Origin of the sequence: Streptomyces sp. NPDC046866 (assembly GCF_040704625.1) — a bacterium.
Lineage (GTDB): Bacteria > Actinomycetota > Actinomycetes > Streptomycetales > Streptomycetaceae > Streptomyces.
In genome coordinates, this window is the sequence record NZ_JBEYXN010000019.1 from 118,200 (window position 1) to 130,397 (window position 12,198).

At 73.3% G+C, this 12,198-nt stretch carries 14 protein-coding genes; 2 read left to right on the top strand and 12 right to left on the bottom strand.

What is annotated here, in order from left to right; genetic code table 11:
- Nucleotides 1-92 precede the first annotated feature (92 nt).
- Nucleotides 93-638, bottom strand: a complete 546-nt coding sequence (locus AB0953_RS25220) for a GNAT family N-acetyltransferase (protein ID WP_366861836.1) — start codon at nucleotides 636-638, stop codon at nucleotides 93-95.
- A 252-nt stretch (nucleotides 639-890) separates the two neighbouring features.
- Between AB0953_RS25220 and AB0953_RS25225 the strand changes: the two genes are divergently transcribed.
- The gene (locus AB0953_RS25225; protein ID WP_366861837.1) at nucleotides 891-1,673 is read left to right on the top strand and encodes a YafY family protein; all 783 of its coding nucleotides are present in this window, start codon (nucleotides 891-893) and stop codon (nucleotides 1,671-1,673) included.
- Nucleotides 1,670-2,161 (top strand): nuclear transport factor 2 family protein, encoded by a 492-nt coding sequence (locus AB0953_RS25230; protein ID WP_366861838.1) that lies wholly within the window; start codon nucleotides 1,670-1,672, stop codon nucleotides 2,159-2,161. Before AB0953_RS25225 ends, AB0953_RS25230 begins: the two co-directional genes overlap by 4 nt.
- 238 nt (nucleotides 2,162-2,399) lie before the next feature.
- On the opposite strand, the gene AB0953_RS25235 is transcribed toward AB0953_RS25230, so the two are convergent.
- The 11 genes from AB0953_RS25235 to AB0953_RS25285 all read right to left on the bottom strand — a co-directional run bounded on the left by AB0953_RS25235 (nucleotide 2,400) and on the right by AB0953_RS25285 (nucleotide 12,120).
- Nucleotides 2,400-4,085: an ABC transporter ATP-binding protein gene (locus AB0953_RS25235; RefSeq protein WP_366861898.1), complete on the bottom strand. Its 1,686-nt coding sequence runs from the start codon at nucleotides 4,083-4,085 to the stop codon at nucleotides 2,400-2,402.
- Between the two features lie 60 nt (nucleotides 4,086-4,145).
- Nucleotides 4,146-4,562, bottom strand: a complete 417-nt coding sequence (locus tag AB0953_RS25240; RefSeq protein WP_366861839.1) for a lasso peptide biosynthesis B2 protein — start codon at nucleotides 4,560-4,562, stop codon at nucleotides 4,146-4,148.
- A gap of 75 nt (nucleotides 4,563-4,637) precedes the next feature.
- Nucleotides 4,638-4,895, bottom strand: a complete 258-nt coding sequence (locus tag AB0953_RS25245; RefSeq protein ID WP_366861840.1) for a lasso peptide biosynthesis PqqD family chaperone — start codon at nucleotides 4,893-4,895, stop codon at nucleotides 4,638-4,640.
- 4 nt (nucleotides 4,896-4,899) lie between these two features.
- The gene (locus AB0953_RS25250) at nucleotides 4,900-6,768 is read right to left on the bottom strand and encodes a lasso peptide isopeptide bond-forming cyclase (protein ID WP_366861841.1); all 1,869 of its coding nucleotides are present in this window, start codon (nucleotides 6,766-6,768) and stop codon (nucleotides 4,900-4,902) included.
- A 111-nt stretch (nucleotides 6,769-6,879) separates the two neighbouring features.
- Nucleotides 6,880-6,987: a keywimysin-related RiPP gene (locus AB0953_RS25255; protein WP_158688462.1), complete on the bottom strand. Its 108-nt coding sequence runs from the start codon at nucleotides 6,985-6,987 to the stop codon at nucleotides 6,880-6,882.
- Between the two features lie 918 nt (nucleotides 6,988-7,905).
- A complete protein-coding gene (locus AB0953_RS25260) occupies nucleotides 7,906-8,046 on the bottom strand; it encodes a hypothetical protein (RefSeq protein WP_366861842.1) in 141 nt (46 codons plus the stop codon).
- A 28-nt stretch (nucleotides 8,047-8,074) separates the two neighbouring features.
- Nucleotides 8,075-8,719 carry a LysE family translocator gene (locus tag AB0953_RS25265; protein ID WP_366861843.1) on the bottom strand — a complete coding sequence of 215 codons (645 nt, stop codon included), beginning with the start codon at nucleotides 8,717-8,719 and terminating at the stop codon, nucleotides 8,075-8,077.
- Between the two features lie 104 nt (nucleotides 8,720-8,823).
- Entirely contained in the window at nucleotides 8,824-9,765 is a 942-nt protein-coding gene (locus tag AB0953_RS25270; protein WP_366861844.1) for a serine protease, read from the bottom strand.
- Between the two features lie 221 nt (nucleotides 9,766-9,986).
- Nucleotides 9,987-10,781: a cytochrome c oxidase assembly protein gene (locus AB0953_RS25275; protein ID WP_366861845.1), complete on the bottom strand. Its 795-nt coding sequence runs from the start codon at nucleotides 10,779-10,781 to the stop codon at nucleotides 9,987-9,989.
- Between the two features lie 11 nt (nucleotides 10,782-10,792).
- The gene (locus AB0953_RS25280; protein ID WP_366861846.1) at nucleotides 10,793-11,284 is read right to left on the bottom strand and encodes a DUF2243 domain-containing protein; all 492 of its coding nucleotides are present in this window, start codon (nucleotides 11,282-11,284) and stop codon (nucleotides 10,793-10,795) included.
- 116 nt (nucleotides 11,285-11,400) lie between these two features.
- Nucleotides 11,401-12,120 carry a hemerythrin domain-containing protein gene (locus AB0953_RS25285; RefSeq protein ID WP_366861847.1) on the bottom strand — a complete coding sequence of 240 codons (720 nt, stop codon included), beginning with the start codon at nucleotides 12,118-12,120 and terminating at the stop codon, nucleotides 11,401-11,403.
- Between the last annotated feature and the right edge of the window lie 78 nt (nucleotides 12,121-12,198).

The window sequence follows — 12,198 nt, forward strand, 5'->3', positions numbered from 1 at the left end:
GCCGCCAGGGACTCGGCGACCTGTGCCGCTCCCCCGCGCACGATACGGACTCCTTTTCCCTCTCCAGCAGCGGATGACCGCCCTGAACGGCGTCACGATGCTCGCAGCAGCCCCCACGTCTGCAGGGCATAGGGCCGCCCCTTCTCCTCCCCCTTGATCAGCGGCACGTCGAGCAGGCTGAATCCCGCCTTGGCGGCCACGGCAACGCTGGCGTCGTTTTCGGCCTCCAGCTCCAGGATCACCTGCTCCGCGCCCAGTTGCTCGAAGGCGTAGGCAGCCATCACCCGTACCGCCCGCACGGCCAGCCCCTGACCCCGGTGCGCCGGGCCCACCGCATAGCCGATCTCCGTACCCTCGGGGGCGCGCCGCAGCATCACCTCTCCGAGCGGCGCCTGGCCGTCAAGGGTGATGGCGAGCAGGATGGCCGTGCCTTCCGCCCGCAGCCGCCGGTCCCGGTCCAACCGTGCGCGGGCAGCCGCTTCGTCGAAGGGTGAGACCATCGGCGTCCAGTACGCGATGTCGGGGTGGTCGAACAATGCCGGCATCGCGGCCAGGTCTGCTTCTGTCCAGTCGCGCAGGACGAGGCCTTCGCCCCTGAGCTCGATCCGGTCGGGGAAGGGCGGCGTGGTGCTGCTCATGGTGCGGATCCTCCCTTGGGTGCGGGAGGAGGCAGCCTAACCGGGGCATTCATCGGCTCACAAGATCGTCTGGTTCCGGGGCACGCGTGCAGAAACCCATCCGCGTTTGGGAGCGCGACGCCTCACCGCGGTCGGGCGAGGTGATGGCTGGGCTCCGCGGCCTCGGCCGGGGGGTGCAAGCTCCGGCTCACCGAGCAGCCTGGAGCGCAACCGCCGGCCCTCCCGGCGGCAACTCGACTACGGTCGTTCCCCGTGAACCGAACCGATCGTCTGTACGCCCTGGTGGAAGAACTGCGTGCTGCCTCCCCCCGGCCCCGCAGCGCGCGCTGGCTGGCCGGCCGGTTCGAGGTCAGCACCCGGACCATCGAACGTGACCTCGCCGCCCTGCAGCAGGCCGGAGTACCCCTCTACGCCGAGACCGGCCGCACCGGCGGCTACGTACTCGCCAAGGACCAAACCCTCCCGCCGCTGACGATCACCTCGGCGGAGGCGACGGCGCTCGCAGTGGCCCTGCACGCCCTGGCCGGTACGCCGTTCGCCGGGGACGCCCGGTCTGCCCTGCAGAAGATCCTCGCCGTCATGCCGCAGAGGGAGCGCCACGGCGCAGGTGAACTGGCCGGCCGGGTCCGGCTCGCCGCGCGCGCCCGGCAGCCCGTCCGGCAGCCCGTCGGCGTGCCCCATGCCCTGCGGGAAGCGCTCTCCATGCGCCGCGTCCTGCGCCTGTCCTACGCCGACGCGCAGGGCGCCGCGACCGAGCGCCGTGTAGAGCCCCAGGGCTTTCTCGGCGGCGACCACTGGTACCTCATCGGATGGTGCCGGCTCCGGTCCGCCGTCCGCGGCTTCCGGCTGGACCGCATCCGGCACGTCGAAGTACTGGCCGAGGAGGTCCCGCCCCGGGTGCTGGACCTCGCCGAGCTCGACACCCTGGGCCGGGAGTTCGTCGGCCTCGACGAACTCGTAAACACCGACAGGGGGGTGTCGCCGGAGGCGTGGAAGCTGATGGCCGACCGACGACAGGAAGGCACTTCCCCATGACCCGCACGACCGCCACCGCCGCATCCACCGCTTCGGCCGACACACCGACGGCTGCCGCGACGACGACGACCGCCACCTCAACCGCAACGGGCTCTTTGACCCGCGCAGAGGGCACCGCGCTGCTGGACGGGTGGACACGGCTGTGGAACGGAGAGCTCTCCCTCGCCGACAGCCTCATCGCGCCGGACTTCCGGCTCCGGTTCGCCAACTCGGTGCCCGGCACCGGCCCCGACGCCACGCTCGACCGCCCGGACCTGACGGCGTTCATCGCCGCCCACCGCCGGGAACGGGAGGGCCTCACGTATGCGGTGGACGGTCCGCCGGTGGTCGACAGCGCCCGTACGGAAGTGGCCGCCCGCTGGACCGCCACCTACACCGACGGCTCGGGTCGGCCCGTCGCCAAAAGCGGCATCGACCTGCTGGCCATCACCGACGGCCGCATCGCAGCCGTCTGGTCCCTGACCGGAGACCGCCTCTTCGCGCCGTGACCGTCCACCGCCCGGCCGTGCGGCCGGGTTCCCTCCGCGGCCGTCCGTGCCGGCCCTCGCCCTGGCCCGCCGGGCCTCCGGTGGGGGCCGGCCGGCCGACGGCACCGCCCGGCTGCCGGTGGTGGTCGTCGCGGCGGCGGGGTGCGGCGGTCTGCTGGCCCTGGTGACCTGGCAGACGCTGCGCGGCCGGCCCCTGCGCCGAACCGGACGGGCCGACCTGACCGGTCAACGGAACCGCTCACCGGCCGTTCAGCAGCTGCGTGGTGGCCAGTTCGTGGTAGAGGGTGTCCGCTGCGAGGAGTTCGGCGTGGGTGCCCACCGCCCGTACGCGGCCGGCCTCCATCACCACGATGCGGTCGGCCGTGGTGACCGTGGACAGGCGGTGGGCGACGACGAGGACGGTGATGCGACCGGCGATGTCGCTGATGGTGTCGCGCAGTGCCGCCTCGTTGGCCGCGTCGAGCTGGGAGGTGGCCTCGTCCAGCAGCAGCAGTCTCGGGCGGCGCAGCAGGGCCCGGGCGATCGCGACGCGCTGGCGCTCCCCGCCCGAGAGCCTGCTGCCGCGGTGGCCTACGTCGGAGTCGAGGCCACGGGGCAGACGGTCCGCCAGCGCGTCGAGGCGGACCAGGCGCAGGGCATGGCGGAGTTCTTCCTCCGTGGCCCCGACCACGCCCAGCGTCAGGTTCTCGCGCAGGGTGCCGGCGAGGACGGGCGTGTCCTGTTCCACGTAGCCGATGGCCGCGCGGAGTTCGGCAAGGGGCCACTGCCGCACGTCCTTCCCGTCCAGCAGGACGTGGCCGGCGTCCGGGTCGTAGAAGCGTTCGATGAGGGAGAAGACCGTGGTCTTGCCCGTGCCGGACGGCCCGACGAACGCGGTCAGGCCTCCGCCGGGAACGGTGAAGGAGACGCGGTGGTGGACCTGGGGCAGCCCCGGGCGGTAGGCGAAGCGGACATCGCGGAAGGCCACGCGGGCGGGCAGCAGATCGGCTTCCGGCCGGATCGCACCGCCTTCCGTGCCGCAGTGGGCGTCCTCGACCTCCAGGCGTTCGACCTCCAGGATCCGCAAAGCCGCGGCCGACCCGATCTGGAACTGGCCGACGCCTTCCACAAGTTGGCCGATCCGGGGTGCCAGCGCGAACAGGTAGAGCAGAAAGGCCACCAGCGTGGAGAGGTCGATGGCGCCGGAGGTGACGCGTGCGCCCCCCACGCCCAGCACGACCAGGAAGGAGACCTGCACGACGATCGCCGACAAGGTCGCGGACACCGCTTCCCAGGCGGCAGCGCGGACACCGGCGCGCCGGGCGTCCTCGGCCGCCCGGTACAGCGCCCCCGCCTCCTGCCGTTCGGCACCCGACGCCTTGATCGTTCGGAAGGCGCCCAGGGCCCGTTCCAGCGCAGCGCCCATGCGGCCGACAGCCTCCTGCGTGTGCCGGGTCGCCCGACCGATCCGCGGGGCCACGACGGCGACGACGATGCCGACGAACGCGATCACGCCGAGCGTGACGCCCAGCAGCACGACGTCGAGCAGGCCCATCATGACCACCGTCGCCAGGGTGATCAGGGTGCCGGTGACCGCGGCCGACACCGCCTGGGGAGCGCTCTGCCGCAGCAGCGCCGTGTCGGACGTGACGCGGGAGATCAGGTCCCCCGGCTCGGTGCGCTCCACCACCGGCACGCGCAGCGCCAGCAGACGGTCGGTCAGCCGGCGCCGGGCGGCGCAGACGACGGACTCCGCGGACCGGTCCAGCACGTAGTGCCCGAGGCCGACGAGGATCCCGCCGGCCGCCACCAGGACACTCAGGGCGACCACCGGGCCGTACGCCGGGCCTCCTCGGCCCATGTCGTCCATCACCTGTTTGGCCGCCATGGGCTGGGCGAGGCCCATCACGCTGCCGAGCAGACCCAGCAGGACACCCGCCGCCATGCGGCCGCGCTGCGGTCGGAGGTGCCCGAGGAGGGCGAGCGACGCAGGGGTCGTCACCGCTCACTCCACCGTGAAGAAGCGCTGGAAGTATCCGGCCGACGTGCCCTCCCCGACGGGCTCGCCCTCGGCCTCCACCCAGGCGTGCGCGGCGAACGGCGGACGGGTGCGTACCCCGACGCACCAGGTGGGCCACTGGCCGCGGCAGCGGCACAGCAACACGGTGGCCAGAGAGCGCGGCAGGCAGCCCTTGTGCCCGCCCGCGGCCAGGCTCACGGCGAGCACCGTCTCCCGGGCCGCCTCCGCCTCGGCCAACGTGGCGGGGCGGGCTCCGCGGCGGATCCGGGTCAGCACGGCCCGGATCCGCCGGGGCGGCAGCCTGGCCAGCACATGGGCGCAGCCGATGACGATGCGCGCCCCGAGGCGGCGGGCCAAGGGGACGGAACGGGGGCGGTAGGGAACGGCTTCCGGGGTCGACATCTGCGTATCCCTTCTGCGGGCGGGCCGACGGCCGACGGCCGGAGTGGGGGCCGGGGGCCGGGGGCCGGGGGCCGGCTACAGCGTGATGAGCCCCGCGGAGCGGAGGTCCTCGACGATGGCCGCGACGTCCTGGGCGGCCACGTCGGTGTCCACGTCCTCGTACTTCTCGACGAGCACCGCCGCCGCCCGCTCCGCGCCGTGGCCGTCCAGGAGCTCGCGGAGCACGACGGCCGCCGTGGGGTTCAGGGTCCAGTACTCGGCGCTCTTCTGGTCGAGCAGGGCCATGCCGTACTCGGTCTCGGTCAACAGCACCCCGGGCTTCAACGTGTACATCGGCTCACCTTTCGGTCACGGGCTGCGTCCGGGACGGTGCCATCTCCCGGGAGCGCAGCCATACTTCGCAGGCCACCGTCGGATGCAGCAGATAGCTCTCCGTCTCGGCCGACAGCGCGCGGCGGCACCACTCGCGCAGGACCTCCACGTCGACGAGGCCCAGCCGGGCGAGGCGCGACTCCTCGCACAACGCCAGGAGGCGGGCGCGGTGGCGGCGCAGCCCCGCCTCCTCCTCGAACGTGGCATTGGCCTTGGTGCCGCGGGTACGGCTGGCCTCGGGGACGATGCCGCGCATGGCCTCGACGATCAGCGGCTTGTACCGCCAGGGAGTGATCCGCTCCTGGGGCCGGACGGCGAGGGCCGCCTCGATCACCCGGTCGTCGTAGTAGGGGGCCGCCACGGTGATGCCCAGCGGGGCGGCCATCTGGCCGATGTGCCGCGTCCACTGGGAGATGCCGTCCATCGCGGCCAGCTCGCGGTGCTCGCCGTGCCCGCGGCCACGGGGCTCGGCTTCCGGGAGCCGGGCGCGGAGCAGTTCCCGTACCGCCTCCACGGCCTCGGGCGTGGCCCAGCCCGGCATGCGCGGCGGCGCCGACCAGTCGAGGAGCGGTTCGTCCGCCGGGGCGGGGGGCGCGTCCAGGTCGCGGGCGACCCTGCCCAGCCAGGCGCGGTAGGAGCGGCGGTCCAGGAGCTGGCGCAGCACGCGCCACCGGGACCACTGGTACTTCGCGCTGTATCCCCGCAGGTCGCGCAGCGCGGTGAGGGGATGCGTGCCCATCAGGGCGTGCAGGCGGGCAGGGGCCCCGGCGAGGAGCTCGTCGCCCCCCAGGCCGGTCAGGTGCAGGCTCGATCCCCGGGCTGCGGCCAGGGCGATGATGTGCATGCGGCGGTTGCGGTCGACGGTGAGGATGCTGGGGGTGTCCAGGAGGTCCTCGAGGGTGTCGATGCCGTCGAACGTCATGGCCAGGTCCTGCGCGGGGACGATGTGGTGCTCGACCGCGCCCAGTGCCCGGGTGGTCCGGCGGGCCCAGTCCACGTCGTCGCCGAGTTCGTCGTGCAGGGCTGCGGTGTACGCCACGACCTTCGCGTCCCCGCGGGCTGCGGCGCAGCACACGGCGGTGGAGTCGAGCCCGCCCAGGTCGGCCGTCACCAGCGGCCGCCCGCGCGTCCGCGTGGCCACGGCGGCGGTCAGCGCCTCCCGGAAGCGCCCGGCACCTTCGGCCAGGGAAAGGTGCGGAGCCGGGGGCGACCACCAGCGGCGCTGCTCGGCCCGTCCGTCAGGGTCGAGGGTCAGGCAGTGGCCGCCGGGCACGGCGTGTACGCCCTTCCACATCGGGGAGCCCGACAGCGGGTGCGGCACGCCCAGGGTGAGCAGTTCGAGGGCGAGCCTGCTTTCGTCGAGTGGGGCGCCGACCAGTTCGGCGAGTACGTCGGCCCGGTCGCAGGCCAGGCTGAAGCCGCCGGATCCTGTGAGGGCGGCATCGGTGAAGAACACCCGCTTCATGCCGACGACGCCGCCCTGCACCCGGACCCGCCCGCCGCGGCTGGCCACGAGGTGGAGGCTGCCGGCCCAGGCGGCACTGGCGCGGTCGAGAGCCGAAAGGGACGTGTCCTCGGCGGCCTTGGCTGCGCGTCGGGCCGCTTCGGCCGTGACGGAGTGCTCACCGAGCACGGCGATGCGGGTCCCTCCGCACTCGCCCACCGTCATGCGGGAGGGCTCCCAGCGGCCCACCAGCCAGGGGCGCCCGGATCTGTGGCGCAGGCCCCGGGTGGCGTGCGCGAGGGCTTTGGCGGCGACCGCGGCTGCCGCATCGGTGTCGGGCAGGACGGCGAACCAGGTGTGCAGGGCCTGGAGTGACAGAGAGTCTTCCACGGCTGCGGCCTTCGCTCGGCGACGTGTGGGGCGGGGACGGGGTGGGGTGGCGGCGGGGGCCGCCACCCCTCGGCCCGGCCGCCGGTTCAGCGGCGCGGCCGGGCCCTCACGTCAGAGGAGCTGCTTGCCGCCGAGGACGTCCTTGGGCCCCGTGTTCTTGATGCCGGTCACCTTGCGGAAGCTGCCGGCCTTGGTGAGGGTGGGGCGCTCGTACGTCATGGTCGAACTCCTTTTCGCTTCGGGGGACGTGCGGCGTGCATGCGCATGCGGCGGGCTGCCGGTCCGGAGACCGGTCATTCCGCTGAGTCACGCTACGGAGGTCAACGGATCATCACAACGGCGGAAGGAGTCCGCGCCGCGGCACGCCCGCAGCGCGCGAAACGCCCTGCGCGCCGCCCTGCGATTCCGCCCGCCTCCGGATCCGCGGGAGAATCCGACCCGCGCGCCACTCCCGCAACAGCGAGGCCGTAAAAGCATACTTTCGGCGGTCAGTGCGGGGCGGCCGCTGGGCGGCTCATGACCGGTCACAGCTGCCCGCGGCCCTTCAGGCCGCGGCGGCCACGGGCGAAGGCAAGCCGCACGTTTCATGGTCTTGCGGCGCACGACCTCGGCGACCACCTCGTCGGCGCCGTCGACCCGCAGAAGACCAGCCCCGGCTGATCGCAGCGGCCCGCGCCGTCGCGCCGGCGCGCACCGAAACGGCGCGGGACGGAGCGCCACGGGCTGCGCGCCGCCAGGAGTACACAGCCGGCTTCTACGGGCGTTGCCCCAGGTCGTGCGCGCTCTGGGCGGCTGCGTCATGGCGGACCCGGTGGTGCGGTCCGCACGGTCGCACGCCGTCACGCTCAGCCGGTACGAGGGCCAGTCCGGCGGGGGTGAAGGCAGGCCCCCAGGGCGGCTCCACGAAGCAGGTGTCGCGCGGGCCGTGCGCGGGGTGCCTGCTCAGGAGGTCGGCGTAGTCGCAGAGGTGCGGCGGGTGTTGGTCCTGACACGGTCGAGGTTGTGGCGGGTGGCGTCGTGGACGTCGGGGCCGAGTTCGGCGGCGTGCACCGTGACGCCGAGCCGGGTGTGCCGAAGTGGTGGCTGAAGTCGCCCGAGCCGCAGAAGAGGTCCAGGACGAGCGGATCGGGGCCCTCGTCAGGAGAGCCCCTCGGGGCGTCCGCACATGAGCCTTCCGGCTCCGCAGAGTTGCTCGCGGCTGAGCTCACTGGTGCGCAGTTCGCCGAGGAGCCGGTCGCGGAAGGCGAAGTAGGCGGCATGGAGGGGGCCGGACTTCACGACGTCGTAGGGCAGGCGCGGGTACGGCTCAGGCCGAGACAGGCGTACGGGTCAGGGCGGTGCGCAGCGCGAAGATGCCGAGCAGGCCGCCCGAGGCGAACCGCTGAGCGGTCATCACGCGGGGCCGGGCGGCCAGAAACCCCGACACCCGTGCTGCGCCCAGCATGATCAGAGCGTTCACGGAGATGCCCACGATGATCTGCACACCGCCGAGCTGGAGCAGTTGCGCCCAGTCCGGGCCCGCCTGCGGATCCATGAACTGGGGCAGAAGAGCCGCGTACATGAGAGCGATCTTGGGGTTGAGCAGGTTGGTCAGGAGCCCCATCGAGAACAGGCGGGCGTCAGAGACCGGAGGCAGGTCCTGGGCCGGGGCGAAGGGCGAGCGGCCCCCGGGCTTGAGCATGCCCCAGGCCAGGTAGGCAAGGTAGGCGGCCCCGGCGAGCTTGACCACCGTGAACGCCAGCGGCACGGCGGCGAACAACGCGGACAGGCCCGCGGCCGCGGCCAGCAGGTAGCACAGGAAACCCACGGCGGTCCCGCTCAGGCTGACCAGGCCCGCCCTGCGGCCTTGGGTGATCGCGCGAGAGGCGAGGTGGACCATGTTCGGTCCCGGAGTCAGGGCCATACCCAGTTCGACCAGGGCCACTCCCCCCACTGCGGCCAGACTGATCACCGGTCAACTCCTTGGCTTTTGCCGGGTACCGAGTACCCGGAATCGGGCGGCGCCCGGCTGCGACGGGCGGCCGCGACGCATCGGCAGTGCCTGCATCGCCTGCCTCAGGATACGGCCCTGCCGTTCGGTGTCTGCGTGCACCCTGACTCCGGTCGGCCGACAACCTCAGCAGGCCCCCCGATCGCATCGGCGACGGCACCGCGTGGCGAACTCGGCGGTTGCCGCCGGGGCCAGGAGTTGTGCGTGATGGTCTGCCGGATCCAGTCCGCGTACGCGGGCGCGCTGGTGTAGAGGCCCGGCCCGGCCGAGCACGGGACACCGGGGGCGCCCGGACCCGAGGTCACTCCGATGAGCTCCCACCGCCCGTGCCGGCCCTTCTGGAGCTGCGGCCCGCCGGAGTCGCCGAAGCAGGCCATGGCCGCGGGCGTGCGGCTGATCGTGCACAGCCGGGTCCGGTCCGCGAAGCCGGGGGCGCATTCGGTCTCGGCGCCCCGGCGCGTCTGGAGCTCCCGCAGCTGCTCCGGGAAGTTCAGTTCCGTGTCGGAGGTCGTGCCGAATCCCAGGATCCGGGTCGGGGTGCCGGGTCGCCCGGCCCGTTGCGCGATCCGGACCGGCCCCTCGGATACGGGGCGGTCCAGGCGGACCAGGGCGATGTCGTCCGTGTTGGCGGCCTTCCCGTCACCGTTCACGTAGCCCGGGTGGACGAAGGTCCGGTCGATGGCCCGGACGGTCCCGCCGGACTTCCGGTCCGTGCTGCCGATCCGGACGGTGCCGTCCAGCTGAAGCCCGTCGCCCCGGAGGCAGTGGGCCGCCGTCAGCACCCACTGCGGATCGATCAGCGAGGCACCGCAGTTGCCGTCGTACAGCCCCTGCTCGGGTGCCGACTCCGGGATCACCGCCATGAACGGGTAGTGCTCCGTCGGCTCCGTCCCGTTGACGATGGCTCCGGCGCTGCCGGCCATCAGCGTGGCGCACGTCGCCACCGCGAGTGCGCCGACCGCGGCCCTGCGCGCCGCCCGGCGGCGGACCGACTTCATGCTGAACATCCGGGGTTCCCCTCGTCGTTCGTACGTCCCGATGGTTCAACCCTGTTCGTTCCGACGGCGGCGGGACCATCCGGCTGGCACCCGGAGACGGTCGGCCGTCGAACGGCCGGGCCTACGACGTCCTCGTCCACCTCAACCGGGTCCGGGTGGCCGACCAGCTGTGAACCGCAACCCGGGAGCGGCGACCGCGTGGGGCACTTCGCGCCGTTGGCTCCACGCGATCAGGTCCTCACGGCGGCTCTCTGGTGGCGCAAGCGGGCGCGGCCGGCAGCCGCGTACCAGGAGCCGGCCAGGACGACGGCCAGCGCGGCTTCGACCAGGTCGCCCCCGTAGTACATGAGCTGGGCCGCGGTCTGCAGGTCGGTGGTGCCGAAGGCGGTGCCGGGCGGCCCGGTCGCATACGTGCTCCTGGCGAGTGCTGCATGCCCGGCGCCGGCGGCCAGCAGGGTCGCCCCGCGCACCGGCAGGCTCCAGCGGCAGCGCACGGGGTCGAGCTGGCAGACGGCGACGGTGAACAGCAGCCCGGCTGCCAGGACGTGGGTATGGACCAGGACCCCCAGCCACGGCAGGTGCTGCCCACTGGCGAACAGCCCGGTGCGGTACAGCAGCCACAGCCCGCCGACATCGAGCAGCGCCGCCAGCGGAGGGAAGAGGAGCCAACCCACCGCAGCGGAGTGCGTCAACGTCAGGAGCGCCCGGCGCCCGGCGCCGGGGGCCAAGGCGCGCAGGAGCAGGGTCAGAGGGCGGCCGAGGACGAACAGCAGCGGGGCCGCCATGCCGACGATCAGGTGCTGCACCATGTGGGCGGTGAACGGCCCGCCCGGCAGCGGGCCCGCGGCAGCCCACGCCAGGCCCGTGCTGCCGGCGGCGAACCACGCATCACGCCCCCAGGGCCAGGCGTCCCCGCGGCGCCGCAAGCGGGCCGCCCCTGACGCGTACGCGGCGGCCGCCCCCAGCGCGGCCGCCGCGGTGACCAGCTCTGCCGCTCCAGGGGCCGTGGCCGTGCCGGGGTGCACGTGCGCAAGGATCACGAGGCTGCCCCGGTCCGGCCGCGGCCGGCCGCACGGAGGGACAGCGCCACGCCGATCAGCAGCAGCACCATGCCGCCGAGGTTCCACGCCCAGTCATAGGGCGTGACGTCAACGCCGTAGCGGATCTGGTGCAGGCGCAGCAGTTTGTGGTCCACGATTCCGTCGAAGAGCTGGAAGACTCCCGCGCCCAGGAAGAACCCCGCCCAGGCGTGGGCCGCGGCCAGGGCGCGACGGCGCCGCAGATCCGCGAAGAGGAAGAACCCGGCGACCAGGGCCAGCAGCTCGGCGGTGTGCAGCAGCCCGTCCGACAGCAGTCCCACGCCGGGGGTCGAGCGGTCGTAGAAGTGGTGCCAGCCCAGGATCTGGTGGAAGACGATCTCGTCCACCGCGGCCGTCACCGCCGCCCCGATCACTCCGCACACCACCGTCGACCTGCGTGGCTCAGGACTCGCGTCGGGGACCGCCGGCGGGTGGGCGGATGTGCTCATGGGCCTGCCTCCTGACCACGACTGCGGCTGCGGCTGCGGCTGCTGTCCCGTACGCCTACCCCCTCGCACCGGCAGCGGTCCCACCGGCAGGCATCCGGGTGAGCCGCCCCCACTCGTCAACGATGAGCCGAAGAAGGCCGTCTGCGGCTGCGGCGCCGTGCGGCGGCACCGGCCAGGCAGGCGGCCAAGGCGGCTGCTGCCAGCGCTGCCGCGGTCCACCGGCCGTGAGAGCGCAAGGGCGCGCACAGATCTGCGCACAGGTCTCGTACGCGGTCGAAGACGCTCAGCGGCACCCCGGCCAGGGCGTTGCCGGGGGGCCGGCGCGACACGGCGGGGTGGGGCCGGGTGGGAGCGGTGCGTCGTACCGTCTCCCATGCCGAGCCGAGCCGCCGCAGCCGGGCGGTGTCGTGCTTCAGAGCCTCCTGGAGGCGCGGAAGCAGCACGTCTTCCTCGTCTCGGATGTCCTCCCGGATCAGGGCGAAGGCGGCTGTGACGAGCTGGTCGTGCCGGCGGTCATGCGGATCAGTGGACTCGATCGCCATCGCCAGGTCGTTGATCTGCTGGTGTTCCGCTTCGACCCGGGAGGTGAGTTCCTCGCCGTCGGCTGCGAGCCGGCGCAGGGCGGGCCACAGGACGGTCTCCTCCGCGAAGGCATGGCTGAAGGTCAGCTGGAAGATGTCCCTGAGGACTGCTTGCTGCGCCGACAGGGGCAGGTCCGTCGACTCGTACAGGCGCATCAGCCGGTCGAGTTCCCCGTGGTCGCGGCGCTGGCGGACCAGGACGCTGGCCTCCCCGCCGAGCTGGTCCGGGCTCTGCTGCGCAAGGGGCAGGGGCATGGGAGTGGCCTTCCGTCAGGCTGTGCTGCCTTGGTCGATGAGCAGGCCGCGGATCCACAGGGGGAGGTAGATCGGGGC